This window comes from Liquorilactobacillus cacaonum DSM 21116, assembly GCF_001436735.1.
Classification (GTDB): Bacteria; Bacillota; Bacilli; order Lactobacillales; family Lactobacillaceae; genus Liquorilactobacillus; species Liquorilactobacillus cacaonum.
This window is the reverse complement of record NZ_AYZE01000014.1, coordinates 158,339-174,480: the sequence shown is the minus strand read 5'-3', so window position 1 is coordinate 174,480 and position 16,142 is coordinate 158,339. Positions and strand designations below refer to the sequence as shown.

At 33.0% G+C, this 16,142-nt stretch carries 16 protein-coding genes; 4 read left to right on the top strand and 12 right to left on the bottom strand.

The window, feature by feature from the left end:
* Positions 1–50: 50 nt before the first annotated feature.
* The 5 genes from FC80_RS04710 to FC80_RS04690 all read right to left on the bottom strand — a co-directional run bounded on the left by FC80_RS04710 (position 51) and on the right by FC80_RS04690 (position 4,853).
* Entirely contained in the window at positions 51–1,196 is a 1,146-nt protein-coding gene (locus FC80_RS04710) for an FtsW/RodA/SpoVE family cell cycle protein (protein WP_235807237.1), read from the bottom strand.
* 24 nt (positions 1,197–1,220) lie between these two features.
* Complete coding sequence (locus FC80_RS04705) at positions 1,221–1,496, bottom strand: DUF1507 family protein (RefSeq protein WP_057828977.1); 276 nt, start codon at positions 1,494–1,496, stop codon at positions 1,221–1,223.
* A 289-nt stretch (positions 1,497–1,785) separates the two neighbouring features.
* Positions 1,786–3,633 (bottom strand): translational GTPase TypA, encoded by a 1,848-nt coding sequence (gene typA, locus FC80_RS04700; protein WP_057828976.1) that lies wholly within the window; start codon positions 3,631–3,633, stop codon positions 1,786–1,788.
* A gap of 135 nt (positions 3,634–3,768) precedes the next feature.
* Positions 3,769–4,548 carry an inositol monophosphatase family protein gene (locus tag FC80_RS04695; RefSeq protein WP_057828975.1) on the bottom strand — a complete coding sequence of 260 codons (780 nt, stop codon included), beginning with the start codon at positions 4,546–4,548 and terminating at the stop codon, positions 3,769–3,771.
* A 26-nt stretch (positions 4,549–4,574) separates the two neighbouring features.
* Positions 4,575–4,853, bottom strand: a complete 279-nt coding sequence (locus tag FC80_RS04690) for a UPF0223 family protein (RefSeq protein WP_057828974.1) — start codon at positions 4,851–4,853, stop codon at positions 4,575–4,577.
* Between the two features lie 151 nt (positions 4,854–5,004).
* Between FC80_RS04690 and def the strand changes: the two genes are divergently transcribed.
* The gene (gene def / locus FC80_RS04685) at positions 5,005–5,559 is read left to right on the top strand and encodes a peptide deformylase (protein WP_057828973.1); all 555 of its coding nucleotides are present in this window, start codon (positions 5,005–5,007) and stop codon (positions 5,557–5,559) included.
* Positions 5,560–5,645: 86 nt separating this feature from the next.
* Here the strand turns inward: def and FC80_RS04680 are convergent, their stop codons facing one another.
* Entirely contained in the window at positions 5,646–6,119 is a 474-nt protein-coding gene (locus tag FC80_RS04680) for a hypothetical protein (protein ID WP_057828972.1), read from the bottom strand.
* A gap of 237 nt (positions 6,120–6,356) precedes the next feature.
* Between FC80_RS04680 and FC80_RS04675 the strand changes: the two genes are divergently transcribed.
* The 3 genes from FC80_RS04675 (at position 6,357) to FC80_RS04665 (ending at position 9,360) form a co-directional block, all read left to right on the top strand.
* A complete protein-coding gene (locus tag FC80_RS04675) occupies positions 6,357–6,584 on the top strand; it encodes a DNA-directed RNA polymerase subunit epsilon (protein WP_057828971.1) in 228 nt (75 codons plus the stop codon).
* Positions 6,571–8,247 carry a ribonuclease J1 gene (gene rnjA / locus FC80_RS04670; protein ID WP_057828970.1) on the top strand — a complete coding sequence of 559 codons (1,677 nt, stop codon included), beginning with the start codon at positions 6,571–6,573 and terminating at the stop codon, positions 8,245–8,247. The genes FC80_RS04675 and rnjA overlap by 14 nt, the downstream gene beginning before the upstream one ends.
* Positions 8,248–8,400: 153 nt before the next feature.
* Positions 8,401–9,360, top strand: a complete 960-nt coding sequence (locus FC80_RS04665) for a hypothetical protein (protein ID WP_057828969.1) — start codon at positions 8,401–8,403, stop codon at positions 9,358–9,360.
* Between the two features lie 102 nt (positions 9,361–9,462).
* Here the strand turns inward: FC80_RS04665 and recD2 are convergent, their stop codons facing one another.
* The 6 genes from recD2 to FC80_RS04635 all read right to left on the bottom strand — a co-directional run bounded on the left by recD2 (position 9,463) and on the right by FC80_RS04635 (position 16,135).
* Positions 9,463–11,880, bottom strand: coding sequence for an SF1B family DNA helicase RecD2 (gene recD2, locus FC80_RS04660; protein WP_057828968.1), 2,418 nt, complete (start codon positions 11,878–11,880; stop codon positions 9,463–9,465).
* On the bottom strand, positions 11,877–12,554 hold the full coding sequence (locus FC80_RS04655) for a tetratricopeptide repeat protein (protein WP_057828967.1): 678 nt from the start codon (positions 12,552–12,554) through the stop codon (positions 11,877–11,879). The genes recD2 and FC80_RS04655 overlap by 4 nt, the downstream gene beginning before the upstream one ends.
* An 11-nt stretch (positions 12,555–12,565) precedes the next feature.
* Entirely contained in the window at positions 12,566–13,219 is a 654-nt protein-coding gene (locus tag FC80_RS04650) for a histidine phosphatase family protein (RefSeq protein WP_057828966.1), read from the bottom strand.
* A gap of 171 nt (positions 13,220–13,390) precedes the next feature.
* Positions 13,391–14,518, bottom strand: coding sequence for a tRNA 2-thiouridine(34) synthase MnmA (mnmA, locus tag FC80_RS04645; RefSeq protein WP_057828965.1), 1,128 nt, complete (start codon positions 14,516–14,518; stop codon positions 13,391–13,393).
* 113 nt (positions 14,519–14,631) lie between these two features.
* Positions 14,632–14,973: a DUF1831 domain-containing protein gene (locus FC80_RS04640; RefSeq protein ID WP_057828964.1), complete on the bottom strand. Its 342-nt coding sequence runs from the start codon at positions 14,971–14,973 to the stop codon at positions 14,632–14,634.
* Between the two features lie 19 nt (positions 14,974–14,992).
* Positions 14,993–16,135 (bottom strand): cysteine desulfurase family protein, encoded by a 1,143-nt coding sequence (locus FC80_RS04635; protein WP_057828963.1) that lies wholly within the window; start codon positions 16,133–16,135, stop codon positions 14,993–14,995.
* Positions 16,136–16,142 lie beyond the last annotated feature (7 nt).

Genomic DNA, 16,142 nt, shown 5'->3' with positions numbered 1-16,142 from the left:
AGAATCCCACTTTCTTGAATTGAGTAATGAATCTCTAAAATTAAAAACTTTTAAACCCTTCGACTCTTTTTTTGACTAATTGAAATATTCATAACTATTCCTAATGCTAAAGACAGTACAATCATACTTGAACCACCATATGAGACAAATGGAAAAGTAACACCTGTGATTGGTAATAGGCCATTCACTGCCCCAATATTAAATAATGTTTCAATTGCCATAAAAGTTCCCACACCATAACAAATTGTCGTTTCATATGGTTTGTTAGATCTAATACCAATTAAAAAGATTCGCAAAACAAGCCATACAATCAAAAGAATCACTACCATAACTCCAATTGCGCCCAATTCCTCACTAATAATAGCGATAATAAAGTCTGTGTATGGTTCGGGCAAATAACCTCTTTTTTGTACACTATTCCCCAGTCCTACACCAAATAGCCCACCGTTACTAATCGCATAATAGGAATTAATCAGTTGTTGACCACTTGTTGATGAGACCTTAAACGGATCATAAAAAGCTGCTAATCTACCATACATATATTCAAATTTGGTTCCCTTCAAAGGATCCCAAAATCTCATTAATTGAACACTAACAATAATTAAACCCAAAATTCCTAACAATTTAATCAACGCTTTGCGATAATTTTTTCCATTTCCAAAATACATAACTATAGCGATAAAAGCATTAATTGAAAAGCCACCTAAATCTGGTTCAATTAACACTAAAGCAAGCAAAATAAACACTAATACGAGCGGTCTCCAATTTGTCCTATTGGCAACATAAGTTTGACTATTTTCATGATTTAATGTAATTTGTGCCATAAATAAAACTAGGTAAAGTTTACATAATTCTGTAGGCTGAAAACTGAATAGTTTAAGATTAATCCAGCCATTTGCTCCGTTAATAGCTGTTGTAAAAAACTTAGCATATAATAGTAATATCATCATTACAAAAAAACTAATAATTATAAAGTTTCTATTTGCCAACTTTCTAGTTGGTACCATCATTGAAAAAATAACGCACCCTACACCCATAACAACGTAAATAAGTTGTTTGGTCAAATACGTATTTGTCGCCGCTCCGGCATACGAAAGATTTATTGAACTTGCTGAATAAACCATAACGGCACCAATACAACATAAAACTATGTAAGGTATAAACAGGTAAAAATCAAAGTATTTCATCTTTTCCATGAACTTTCTCATAATAATCAGAATCTACTCATCCTCTCCTACCGATACATATATATCAGAAAGTAGTTGTTCTAAGTTCTGAATCATTTGATGAGCTTCAGATGCAGTTATCAATCCGCAACGTCTAGCTAAATGGACCTCTTTGGAGAATCCAAATAGTTGAGTGTCCGCAACTTCTTCAAAAGCAGGACACTGAGATAAACACAAAAAGTTACGTTGTTTATTCAATAATTTCTGAATTTTATCGGAATCAGATTGTAACATTTCCAACATATCTGACCTTGAAACAAATTCTTCCAATGTCTCTGCCACCTCCCTAAAACATAAAACAATTATATCATACTAATAATTTTCTTGAAATATTGCAAACATTAATAGTTGTTCATTAACATGCAATTCTCGTGCTTTATTATCCAACCAAAATCATAATTTTTCAATCAATTCACAACAAATAAATTATTAATTACTTTAATTTTTAGTTTTTAAATTCCTAAGCCGTAATTTGGATGAAAATACTGTGTATAATTCTTTGAAATCAAAAAAGACCAAATCAAAAGATAACTTTGACTCGGTCCATTATTTAACTCAATTAATCTTTGCGACTAGCAATTTTCTTTTGTTTAGCAGCCTTTTCACGTGCATTCGTCTCTAGAATTCTCTTACGTAGACGAATACTTTCTGGCGTAATCTCTAACAATTCATCCTCATTCAGGAATTCAAGGGATTCTTCCAGAGTAAAATGCGTTGGCTTCTTTATCGAAGCAGTTTGATCTTTGTTAGATGAACGAACATTCGTCATATTCTTACCTTTAGTAACATTAACTGAAATGTCACGTTCACGTGAACTAGATCCCACAATCATACCTTCATAAATTTCGGTACCGGGATCGACAAAAATCGTACCACGATCTTCTACACCCATGATTGCATAAGTTGTTGCTTTACCACGATTTATTGATACTAAAGCACCATTACGACGCCCTGGTTCCCAATTACGAATAACTGGTTTATATTCAGAAAATGTATGGTTATAAATACCGTATCCACGCGTCATTGAAAGAAATTGTGAATCATATCCAATTAATCCACGAGTAGGAGCAGAAAATGTTAATCTTGTTTGGCCATTAGCATTTGTCTCCATGTTAACCATTTCACCCTTACGCTGTGCCATAGAATCAATAACTGCACCTGAATACTCATCTGGTGTATCAATGATAACATTTTCGTATGGTTCACAAGTTTGTCCGTCAACATCACGATAAATAACTTGTGGACGTGAAACTGCTAATTCAAACCCTTCACGACGCAAAGTCTCAATTAAGATTGATAAATGTAATTCACCACGTCCAGAAACTACCCATGCATCAGGAGAATCAGTATCTTCAACTCGCAATGAAACATCAGTATGCAACTGCATCTTCAAACGATCCTCAAGCTTACGAGCTGTAACAAAGTCCCCTTCTTGCCCAACAAAAGGTGAATCATTAGTTCTAAATGTCATCTGAAGTGTAGGTGGATCAATACGTAGCACTGGTAATGCGTCAACAGCATCAACTGGACAAATTGTTTCACCAACAAAAATGTCTTCCATTCCAGAAACCGCAATCAAATCTCCCGCTTGTGCTTCATTAATTTCTAAGCGCTTCAAACCAAAGAAACCGAATAACTTAGTAACTCGGAAGTTTTTCTTAGAACCATCAAGTTTCAAAACAGTAACTTGATCTCCAACCTTTATTCTTCCGCGGAATACTCGTCCAATACCAATTCGGCCAACAAACTCATTATAATCAAGCATTGAAACTTGGAATTGCAATGGCTCGTCCGAATTGTCAACTGGGGCTGGAATTGTTTCTATAATTGAATTAAAAATAGGATCCATTGTGTGTTCTTGTGTTGATATATCAGAGTCTAACGATGAAGTCCCATTAACAGCAGATGCATAAACAACGGGAAACTCTAATTGATCTTCTTCAGCACCAAGTTCAATAAACAAATCAAGAACTTCATCTACAACTTCTTCTGGTCTAGCGCCTGGGCGATCAATCTTATTAATTACAACAATTGGTGTTAAATGTTGTTCTAATGCCTTTTTCAAAACAAAACGAGTCTGTGGCATCGTTCCTTCAAATGCATCAACAATCAATAAAACGCCATCAACCATCTTCATAATACGTTCAACTTCTCCACCAAAATCAGCATGTCCTGGCGTGTCTAAAATATTAATTTGTTTACCTTTAAATTCAACAGCTGTATTTTTGGAAAGGATTGTGATTCCACGTTCCTTTTCAATTGCGTTCGAGTCTAAAGCACGATCGTCAATTTCAGTATGTTCATCTAAAGTATCCGATTGTTTTAATAACTCATTAACCAAAGTTGTTTTACCATGGTCAACATGGGCAATAATAGCAACATTGCGGATATCATCACGTGTTTTCAAATTTATTTCTTCCCTTCAATTTATGTCTCGACTTGCTAGCTTCATACTCGCACTTTTAATGTCCAATGAAACTATTTCCTTACTTTCATTGATTAGCATAAAAAAACTGTGACCTGAGTCACAGCCCATGACCAGCTAACTCTTTTTTACAAGTTTTGCTATGTCTTTTTGAGCATTCTTAGTAGCTACTAGTACATCACTAGATGTTAACATATTAAGTGACTTCCCGTCAATCGTTTTCACACTCAGGCCTAGTGTTTCTGCTAAAACTTTACCTGCTGCAAAATCCCAAGGACGTAAGTAGGAAACATATCCTACACATTTACCTTCAATAACATGTAAAATCTGAATTCCAGCACTTCCATAAATTCGGGTACCACTACTTTGCAAGGCCACTTTTTGTAAATTGCGAAAATTGTGAATTAAGTATGGTGCCCCAATGCCAATTAAGCCATCTCTTAATGAAGTATTGATTGGGGGAGTTAATCGGTCATTATCACAAAAAACGCCAATATCTGGTCCTCCCCAAAATATTTTATTCCTCATTACATCAAAAATATATCCTCTAACTCCACAACCATTTTCATAGATAGCTATCATAGTAGCAAAATGTTCCTTTTGCTTTACAAAGTTCATTGTACCGTCAATTGGATCTAAATACCATGTCACCCCATTCAAGTCCAAATCATCATTGCTAAACGTTTCTTCACCAATAATAGTTGCCTCTGAATCAAAATGATGAATTTTCTCAATATAAAAATTTTCAATTTCCTTATCTATATTAGTTACCAAATCATTTCTTCCACTTTTGGTCCAAACATCAATTTCATCATTAAGAGCTTTCAGAATTTTCAACCGAGCTTCTTTCATCCATCCCTTCACCATTTTATCCAAATCTGAAAATGACTTATCCAATGTAAATCCCCCCACACTACATCACATTATAAATGTAAAATTTGTTTGTTGTTATTTTGAACAAACTTGGTAGCTTTATATATACTCATTCCTGTTTCTAGGAAAAACTCCTGATCAATTTTTTTCTGATCCATCTTCATTGGCACAACATTCTGATAAGCATTATACTTTTCTAGAAAATCCGCACGGTTGACCTTAGATGTATAAATCAATTCAACTATTTGATAAAAATCAGTTGCTACTATAATTTCTTCAGTGTTCCATTCTGGCAATAAGGGATAATTAAAATTGTTTGGTAATTGCATACTTTTTTACTTCCTCCAGTTATTCTTTCCCCCAATTATACACATACAATTAGGCTAATAATATAAATTACTAATTTGCAAAGAAAATATTTTATAATTGGCCTCAAATAAGTTATACTTACAATGATTAGAAAAAATGGAGGCATTTATTTTGATAACCATGGATAATATTATTCGTGAAGGTAATCCAACATTGCGAGCTCGTGCAAAAACAATTACTTTCCCGATGAATAAGGAACAAAAAGAACTTGCATCTAGCATGATGGAGTTTCTCGAAAATAGTCAAGACCCTGAAATTGCAAAAAAATATAAATTACGTGCTGGGGTTGGTTTAGCAGCACCTCAGGTAGATGTTTCTTTACGCATGACAGCCGTTCTTGTTCCAAATGAAAATGATGAACCAATTTTCAAAAATGTATTGGTTAATCCAACTATTTTAAGTGAATCAGTTCAAATGGCTGCACTCTCAGAAGGAGAAGGATGCCTATCAGTTGATCGAGAGGTCTCCGGATACGTTCCACGCCATGACCGAATTACTCTACGTTGGTATGATTTAGAAGGTAACAAGCACATCGAAAAACTACGTGATTATGTCGCTATTGTTTGTCAACATGAAATTGATCACTTAAATGGTATTCTTTTTTATGACCACATAAATAAAGAAAATCCATTTGAAACAGACCCATCAACAATTTTAATCGGTTAAGATTAAATTCAGAAGTAATGGACCCATACAAAAGATATTTTTGGTGGGTCTTTATTTTGTTACGCTTTTTTTAAAATACGCTTAGTTCATTTTAAATCCACTCTACTAACATCTTTCAAATAATTGATTGTTTTTTCATTGGCTGTATAAGTAATATCAATTTTTAATATTTCATCTTCTTGCCATAAATCTGAAATGACAAAAACAGGAACATCACCAATTGAAATTAAATGGTTTTGTTTTGCGTATTCTTGTAGATACACAAACAGTTTTTCCTTGAATTTATCATCAGCAACCTTATCTTGCATTTTGACCTCATATTCATATGCCATTATTCCACTTCCCCAAACATCCGAAAGTCGCGATGTACTTATTTCAAAACTAATTTTATTCTTTGAAAGTCCGAGCCGTCTAAGAGACTCTGCCAAGGCTGCATCTGTTAATTTTTTATTTGTCTGTTGTAATTTAGTACGTTTTATTTTTCTTACATGTTGAAAAATAAATCCACCTGTGGCAATAATTAAAAAAAATATTATTAAAAAAAATACTGCATTTTGCAATTTTATCACCTTACCTTTAAACCCAATTATAACATGGCAAATGTATGGTGCTATTTCTAAATATTAATTTCAAAAACTAAAGACTCATTTGTATACTTATAATTGAGTATATGCTAAGATAGATGTAATTATTGTGTATACAATCCATGTTCGGAATTACAATTAAAAGAATTACCCTACTGTGTTTTGCTAAAGGCAAGAACAGTAGAATTTAATATATTTAAGGAGTTATTATTTATGATTTACAAAGTATTTTATCAACCAACTATGAAAATTAATCCACGTCGAGAAAACACGCAATCACTTTATGTTGAAGCAGATTCCGAAGTAATTGCAAGAAGTACTGTGGAAGAACAAACAACTTTTAATATCGAATATTTAGAAGAGTTAAGCCCCAAAGCTCTCGAATATGAACAACAAAATCCATCGTTCAAGATAACGGAGTTCAAGAATGAAAAAGCCTAATGTCAAAAACAATGAGACTGCTGTTTTTGCCGTTGGTGGACTAGGTGAAATTGGAAAGAACACATATGGGGTCCAATTTCAAGATGAGATTATTGTGATCGATGCAGGAATTAAATTCCCAGAAGACGAATTACTAGGAATTGATTATGTTATCCCCGATTACCAATACCTTGTTGCAAATCAACAAAAAATTAAAGCTCTTGTTATTACACATGGTCATGAAGATCACATAGGTGGTATTCCTTATTTTTTAAAACAAGTTAATGTTCCTATCTATGCCGGTCCTTTAGCACTTGCACTCATCAAAGGAAAACTCGAAGAACATGGATTGTTAAGAACTACCGAGCTACATGAAATTGATGAGGACACAGTATTAAAGTTCCGCAAAACGAGTGTTTCGTTTTTTAGGACCACTCATTCTATTCCCGATACATTAGGTGTTGCCGTTAAGACACCCAGTGGAACAGTTGTTGTAACTGGTGACTATAAATTTGACTTAACACCAGTAACGAATCAGCCGCCCAACCTACAACGTATGGCTAAATTGGGAAGCGATGGTGTTTTATGTCTGTTATCTGATAGTACTAATGCGGAAATTCCCAACTTTACAAAATCAGAACGATGGGTTGGTAAATCTATTCGTCATATTTTTGAAAAAGTTGAAGGAAGAATTATTTTTGCAACTTTCGCATCTAATATTTCTCGTGTTCAACAAGCTGCTGAAGCTGCGCTTGCTAAGGGACGTAAAATTGCAGTATTTGGGCGCAGTATGGAAGCAGCAATTATTAACGGTCGTGAGTTAGGATATCTTAATATTCCAGATGATGCGCTTGTTGATGCACGTGAAATCAATAGTCTACCTGCTAACAAAGTAATGATTCTTTGTACTGGATCCCAAGGTGAACCAATGGCTGCACTAAGTCGAATTGCTAACGGTACACATCGTCAAGTTGCCATTCAACCCGGTGATACAGTTATTTTTTCAAGTTCTCCTATTCCTGGTAATACCTTGAGTGTTAATCATGTTATTAATGAGCTTGAAGAAGCTGGTGCAGAAGTTATTCATGGTAAAATAAACAACATTCATGCCTCCGGTCATGGTGGCCAAGAAGAACAAAAACTAATGTTGCGTTTAATGAAACCCAAATATTTTGTACCAGTTCATGGTGAATACAGAATGTTGAAAATTCATACTGAATTAGCAGAAAAGTGTGATGTTCCACTTGACCATTCCTTTATTATGGACAATGGTGATGTTTTAGCTTTAACAAAAGACTCTGCACGTATGGCCGGTCATTTTAATGCAAATGATGTCTACATTGATGGATCTGGCATTGGTGACATTGGAAATATTGTGCTCCGGGATCGTAAAGTACTTTCAGAAGAAGGCCTTGTTATCGTAGTTGCTACAATTGACCTTGCCAAAAAAGAAATCCTCGCAGGACCCGATTTATTGTCAAGAGGCTTCATTTATATGCGTGAATCAGGTGAACTAATTGAAAGAGGTAGGAAACGACTTTTCCATGTTATTCGTAAGAATTTAAGTAAAAGTAATTTAAGTGAAGCAATGCTAAAAGATGCCATCATTGATGATTTAAAATCATTTTTATTTGAGCAAACAGAGCGCTATCCAATGATTATCCCAATGCTTGTAATTGTATAGTCATGTTTTGCATCACCTAATAAGCCGATTGTTGTTCTTAAATCAATCGGTTTATTTTTATGAAAAAATAAAGATATCAAGGCCCTAATATTTCGATAAACAGTTATAATATTGAACGTAGGTAAATATACCATTTAGAAAGGAGGATTTATTTTGAAAACCTTTTTCTTCGTTATTGATAATCAACTTCTAAAAATTGATTCCGGCAGTGTTTGGAATAATTTAGAAAGCGAATTGAAAAAGCAATTAATTAAATATGACACTTTAATTATTAATGATTATCAACAAATTGAATACAACTTAAAGAAAAAAGTAGTTTCTGATAATTTAAAAGATTGTGTTGTTGTATCAGTTGGAAATTCTTCTTTTTTTCTCAACGTTCTAGCAAAATTACGTAAAATTAGTCTCTCAGAAATTCCTGTAGCTTTTATTTTGATAAATGAAAAGACAACGTTTTCTACAAAAATTGGAGTATCTACAAATCCTTTAATTGCCCTAAAACAAATTTTAAACACAGTCAGTCCAACTTTATATAATTTAGGTTCTGTTCATAATATGTTAACTTCTGATGAACAAATTTTTACTGATGAACTTGTTATTGGTTTTAACGCTTACGTAACAAGTATCGTAAAAAATTCTAAATTGTATAGTCTTTTTGTGCAATATCACTTGCCTCTTCTTGCTGATTTTTGCGCAATGACTGAGGCATTTATAAATCAAGAAGCTTTTTCAGTTACAACTAGACTCTCGGAAAAATATAACTTTTTTAAAAATGCATTTTCAATACGTGTCAAAAATCTGTCGCTTTTACCTGAAGGTAATTCTTCCAAAATAAATAATCTTCAACTTGAAGTAATTACAAATTTAAATCCATTTTCCTATTGGGTCATTTTTTTAGCACGAAAGTTAAACATTTTCGCTAACTTTCCTTTTATTAGTATTTATAGCCAAAAACAAATTCACTTGGTCATAAATTCCCTCGAGTTCAGTCAAATTGATAATAAACAATTAATTAACAAATTTTATGATGCTCAATTAAAGTCTTTCTCTTATCCTTTTTGGATAGATACTGATAGTGTATCAATTACAGAAAAAACCAATTCGAAAAAATAACACAATGTTTAGTACTGTAAAAAAGGACCAAATCAAAATCTAATTTTGAACTAGTCCTTTTTTATATTCTTGAAATATATGATTCTCAGATTAATGCCACAACTATGGCTTAATTTGCTTCATTCCTATCATTGGATCAATTTTTCCATCATTTATTAATGCTGTTGTCAGAATATATTTTTTTTCATGGTTATTGTATTCTAACTGATCCTCAAAAACACTCTCTTCCACCCCACTATTTTGTTTTTCTTGAGAAAAAATATTTTTTAAACGTTCAACCAGAGTAGTCTTACGATTAACCGCAACTTGTTGAACGCTATTAGAATACGCACTAGTTTCTCCTAATAAAATTAAAAAATTTTTAGCGCGAGTAATTGCAGTATATAATAAATTTCGATTAAGCATTCGGGTATACTGTTGAACCATTGGCAAAATTACCATCTTGAATTCACTACCTTGTGCTTTATGTATTGACATGCAATAAGCTAATCTAATTTTTATCCAATCTTTTCTCTTAAATTCTACCTCATTGCCATCAAAATCAATAATCAAACTTTCTTGATGATCCTTACTTTCTTTACTTGTGATAATTCCAACAATTTCTCCAATATCACCATTAAATACATTATTTTCAGGAGAATTGACCAAATGCAAAATTTTATCCCCTATACGAAAATATTGCTTATTAAATTCAACTTGTTTTTTCCCAGATAAATAAGGATTCAAAATTTCTTGTAACATCTGATTTAGCCTATCAATACCGGCTGGCCCCTTGTACATTGGTGCTAAAACTTGAATATCTCTTACCTTAAATCCTTTTATTACAGCTTTTTGAACAACTTGACGAACAACACCCTCTATTTGATATGGATGACATTCAATAAAAGATCGATCTGATCTTGGAAATTTAAAATCAGTCGGCAAATTACCCTCTTTTATCGCATGCGCCAACGTAATGATTGATGATTCATTTTCTTGACGATAAATAGCTTTCAGTTCTATTTTAGGAATTTCTGAGCAAACCAATAAGTCAGCAAAAATTTGTCCTGGCCCAACCGATGGAAGTTGATCTTTATCACCAACAAAAATAAGTTGCATATTATTTGGAATCGCATCCATCAAAATATCTAGCAATGCTGTGTCCACCATTGACATCTCATCAATAATTAATAAGCTACCTTCCAATTGATTATGCTCATCAATTTCAACCTCGTCTCCGCTATTAAGTCCTAACAAACGATGAATTGTACTTGCCGGAAGACCTGTTGTTTCATTCATTCTCTTTGCAGCTCTACCAGTTGGTGCTGCCAAAATAATTGGAAACTGCTTATTTTTGTATTCATTGATATCAAGTGAAATATCCTTTAAAGCAGCATAAATTGCCACAATTCCATTAATAATAGTTGTTTTCCCTGTCCCTGGTCCACCTGTCAATAAAAAAATTTTTGACTGCAGAGCATCTTTTATAGCTTTAACTTGATCTTTGCCGTAATTGATTCCTAGTTGACTTTCAACTTTCTCTAATAAACTAGTAAAGTTGCTCTCAAAATTATTACCCAGAAACAATTTTTTTTCTTTGATTGTTTTTATTTTTTCTGCTATTCGCCATTCAGATTCATAATACTTACGCAAATAAATTCGTTTTTTTTCCGCAACAATAATACCTTCATTTGCTAATTCTAATAATTGATTAGCCAGCAAGTCTGGTAATAATTCGACCTTCCTACTACTACTTAATAATATCATTGTCTGATCTAAAAGTTGTTTTGCATCTGTATAGGTATCTCCTTTTTCTTGACAAATATCATAAATCCCTTGCAATAATCCAGCTTTAATTCTTTGTGGTGCATCTGCAGCCAACCCAACCTTTTCAGCAATTTGATCCGCTCTTTTAAACCCAATCCCAGCAATTTCGCGTGCCAAACGGTAAGGATCTTCATGTAAAACATCCAATGTTTTTTCGCGATATTTATTGTAAATTGCTGATGCCATTTGACTACCAAAACCAAAGCTATTCAATTCAATTACAATTTGTTGAGTTCCATTATTTGCTTTTAAATTATCTATTAATGACTCCTTTTGTTTATTACTTAGCGAAATTTTGTTTAGAACACTTTCATCCGCTAAAATTTTTGCAATTGCGTCAACTCCAAGCCCCTCCACAATTTTAGTTGCCGTTTTTTGACCAATTCCTACAAATGAATCACTTGCTAGATATGCTATCAAACCATTTTTACTAGAAGGCAGCTCAGTTTGATAATTAAAAACTTGAAATTGCTTCCCATATTTCGGATGTAACACAAGGCTACCTACAAAAAGGTATTCGACTCCTTCAGTAATATCAGCAAAACTCCCAGTTGCCACAATTGTCTCTTCTTGCCAGTCAAAATTATTTTTTGTAATTTTAATTTGAATGACTTTATAAAAAGTTTCGGGACTTTCAAAAAAAATCGCATCTACCTTCCCTAAAACGGATTTTTCTTCATCAAATTTACCTTCTGGTAAAATGCTTTGATTCATTTTTTTGAACCTCCCTTCTTCTTTGCTTGAATAATAAGAGCCTCTTGGATTTCTATTAGCCTTTCTTTCATTTTAAAAAATTTATTTTTATCAATTTGTTTTGCTTTTCCAAAATATACATTATCTTCATTTTCATCTAAAACTAACGCTACCACTCCTCTTTGGAACCATGCATCAAAATCTTTATCGTCCAATACTAAAAATTCGTCAAGATACTTTTTGGCATTTTTAAAATCTCCAAGAGCTATAAAATTTTTTGCAATAAGCAATTTTGAAGAAGTATTTTGTTGCATTTTCTCCGAGACAGTTAGCGCGAATCCCAAAGATTGTTGATATTGTTCTTGGGCATAAAAACACTGTGCAATCATCAGATAACTCTCACTAAGCAATTTTGGTCCTTTAATTTTTCTAAAATATTTCATTGCGTTTGTATATTCATTTGCACTATACAAAACATTTCCCAATCCATAAAATAATAAATCACATTCTTCTACTGATTTAAATCTACTCAATGCCTTAATAAATAATTCTTCTGCCAACTGAAACTCTTTACAATCGGTTAATAAAACACCTAGTTCGTAATACCCTTTAACATCATCTGAATGCAATTCAATTTTCTTTATATTTTGTTTAATTAATTCATCAAGTTTTTTTTCGAGTTCTTCTTTTCTCACAAAATCACTTCCTAAACTGTATCACTTACATCTAATCTACGCTTCAAATAATCGGTTTGATTCCATACTAGGCATCTAAAATTCATTCCATCAGTCGTTTCGAGAATCGTTGTACTTGTATTTGACAAGCCGCCATCTTTTCGTAAATCTTCTAAAGAATATCCTAAAAGGTATCTTATTTCTGCACAAAGAGCAGCACCATGACCTACCACAATTACATTTTCATTGGGATTTTCCTCACAAATCTTTCTAATTGTTGGTGTCATTCTTGCAAATAATTCTGTAAAACTTTCCCCTTTGATATTTTTTGCATTATACAAATTCGGATGATTGCGAAAATTATCTAATTCTTTAGGATACTTCTTTGCAACTTCTGAAAATAACATTCCTTCCATCATACCTAAGTTAAATTCTTCTAAATTTTTATTCGTTTCAACTTCAAGATTTTGTGAAAGATTTTTTGCTAATTCATTTGCTGTTATAATTGCCCGTTTAATGGGACTACTATAGATTTTTGCAAATTTTTCCTTTTTTAAAAAAAGTGCTAGTAACTTTATCTCATTGAAACTTTCAGGTAGTAAGGGGGAATCTCCATTAGCTCCCTGATATCTTCCTTCCAAATTCCAAAAAGTTTTACCATGCCTAACAAAAAATAATTTTGTCATTGACCTTATTCTCCTTTATAAACTTACACTTAATTATGCCATTAATTCTGTGTATTATCATGTTATTAACAAAATAATTTTCATTTTAAAAAAATAAGCTCTCAAACGAAATTATCTTTCTCGATTGAGAGCAGCACTATTTAAAAATTAAAGAATCAAGTTACTTTTTAATTAAACATACTGGAGCACTTCTTTTTTTTGATAAGCATAGTCAATTGTTGCACTACCAAGACATTCAGCACCATCATAAAAAACGACTTCTTGACCTGGTGTAATTGCACGTACTGGTTCATCAAACTCAACATAAACTTTTGAATAATCAGAATTCAAAAAAACTGTTACACCAGTATCCTTTTGGCGATATCTGAACTTAGCGGTACAATGAAACTCCAACCCTCGATCTTCAATAGGTGCAATAAAGCTCACCTTACTACCATCTAAACTGTCAGCATAAAGGCGTTCATTATGGTATCCTTGCCCAACATACAAAGTGTTTGTTGCTAAATCTTTCCCCACAACAAACCACGGATCATTGCTTATACCATCGCCACCAATACCAAGCCCTTTACGTTGACCAATAGTATAATTCATTAGTCCATAATGGTTACCTTTGGTTTCACCATCAAAAGTTTTCATTAAACCTGGTTTTGCTGGTAAAAATTCATTTAAAAATTTGCTAAAATTACGTTCACCAATAAAACAAACACCTGTCGAATCTTTTTTCTTTGCAGTTGCTAAACCGGCTTCTTCAGCAATTTTACGAACCTCTGATTTTTCAAGATTCCCAATCGGAAACATTGCTTTATCAAGTTGTTCTTGTGATAACTGACTCAAAAAATAAGTCTGATCTTTATTTTCATCAGCACCTCTCAGCAAATGAACGTGCCCATCTGTATCTCTTTCAAGTTGTGCATAATGTCCCATTGCAATATAATCAGCATCAAGTTGCATCGCATAATCCAAAAATGCCTTAAATTTAACTTCTTTATTACACATTACATCTGGGTTTGGAGTTCTTCCATTCTTATACTCATCCAAAAAATAAGTAAAAACACCCTCCCAATATTCCTTTTCAAAATTTACGGAATAGTAGGGAATTCCAATTTTGTTTGCAACCTTAGCAACATCTTCATAATCTTCTGTTGCTGTACAAACTCCACTATCAGTAGTATCATCCCAATTTTTCATGAAGACACCGACAACATCATAACCTTGTTGCTTTAGCAAATAGGCAACTACAGATGAGTCAACTCCGCCACTCATGCCAACAACGACACGAGTCTCGCCATTATCTTTCATAATATTTTCACCATCATTTCAATATAGATTCTGAATCTCTACGAGTTGAAGGTCGTATTATTTCAGTAAATTCCATTATATCTATTACGCTATCTTTTGACAAGTTATACTCTTTACATTTCACTTAAAATATCTCTTTGTTCAAGATTATCAAGCAAAAAGTTTAATTGTTCCACATGATCAGAAACAACATTATTATTAAAAATATTAATTTCTTTTAGACCATTTGCACTAGTTACCCCAATTTTAAAAGATTTCAAATCACTACTGATAGTGACTTTTAATTTAATACTTGCACTATAAGGAGAATTTCGATCAAGTGGTCGCTCCAAAACAAACTTCCCACCGTTTGTTTCCATAAACCCAATATCTCTGAGTGTATATTTCTTGATTCCAGAACTCAACTTAAAAGTACGGCTATCCCCTAAAATTTTTGCTTCCGATGTATATGCCATTATTAAACTCCTCCCCAAATTATTTTTTTATAATTTTTACTAATTTTTGAATCAAATAATCAATGTCTTCTGCAGTATTTTCAACACCAAAACTAAAACGTAATGATTCCTCAATTCTTGGGCTATCTTCACCATACATTGCTGTAAGTACATGTGAAGGTTCCACACTTCCCGCAGTACATGCTGAACCTGCTGAAGCTGAAATTCCATTCAAATCAAGGTTTGTTAGTAATGCATCTCTTTTACAACCCTTAAACCAAATATTAATCACATGCTGCAAGTTTTCCCTTGAGACTTCACCATTAATAGCAAAATCAATTCCATTTTTCCTTAGTCCATTAAGCAATTGTTGTTTAAAATTGTAATATTTTACCTGTCTTCTTTCTTTTTCTGGCGTATCAACTAAGCTAACGGCTTTCGCAAATGCAGCAATTGCAGGAATATTTTCAGTTCCTGCCCTTCTTTTTAATTCTTGATCTCCACCCTTCAATAAAGACGGAATAATAACTTTTTCTGAACGATATAAAAATCCGAGAAATTTTGGACCATTTAATTTGTGAGCTGAAGTGGATAATAAATCGATATTATCTTCTTGTACATCTATTTCAACTAATCCATATGCTTGCACTGCGTCCGTATGAAACCATGCATTTGTTTCTTTAACAATCTCACCAATTTCATGTATTGGTAGATAACTCCCAACTTCATTATTACCCATCATTATGGAAACCAAAATTGTATCTGGCCTAAGTGCTTTTTTCAAATCTTCTAGAGAAATCATACCCTTTTCATCAACCGATAAATAAGTTATTTCAAAACCTAATGTTTCTAAATATTCCATTGATTTTAAAACAGCCTCATGTTCAATTGCTGTAGTTATTAAATGCTTCCCAAAGTTTTGTCTAGCTAGAGCAGTCTCAATAATTGCTGTATTATCGCTTTCAGTTCCTCCACTTGTAAAAACAATTTGGTCATCCTTTTTTGCATTGATAGATTTTGCAATCAAATGCCTACTATCATCTAAAACCGCACGTGCTTTTCGACCATAAAAATGTGTACTTGATGCATTTCCAAAAACATTCTTCATTGTCTCAATCATTGTTTCGATAACTGGTGCAGTCATAGGTGTTGTTGCTGCATTATCTAAATAAATATGTTTCACTTTCATC

What these genes read in the sequence shown, in the direction of transcription:
- FC80_RS04710 (WP_235807237.1), bottom strand. Translation starts at nt 1,196, where the DNA reads ATGGAAAAGATGAAATACTTTGATTTTTACCTGTTTATACCTTACATA.
- FC80_RS04690 (WP_057828974.1), bottom strand. Translation starts at nt 4,853, where the DNA reads ATGCAATTACCAAACAATTTTAATTATCCCTTATTGCCAGAATGGAAC.
- FC80_RS04675 (WP_057828971.1), top strand. Translation starts at nt 6,357, where the DNA reads ATGATTTACAAAGTATTTTATCAACCAACTATGAAAATTAATCCACGT.
- rnjA (WP_057828970.1), top strand. Translation starts at nt 6,571, where the DNA reads ATGAAAAAGCCTAATGTCAAAAACAATGAGACTGCTGTTTTTGCCGTT.
- recD2 (WP_057828968.1), bottom strand. Translation starts at nt 11,880, where the DNA reads ATGAATCAAAGCATTTTACCAGAAGGTAAATTTGATGAAGAAAAATCC.
- FC80_RS04650 (WP_057828966.1), bottom strand. Translation starts at nt 13,219, where the DNA reads ATGACAAAATTATTTTTTGTTAGGCATGGTAAAACTTTTTGGAATTTG.
- mnmA (WP_057828965.1), bottom strand. Translation starts at nt 14,518, where the DNA reads ATGAAAGATAATGGCGAGACTCGTGTCGTTGTTGGCATGAGTGGCGGA.
- FC80_RS04640 (WP_057828964.1), bottom strand. Translation starts at nt 14,973, where the DNA reads ATGGCATATACATCGGAAGCAAAAATTTTAGGGGATAGCCGTACTTTT.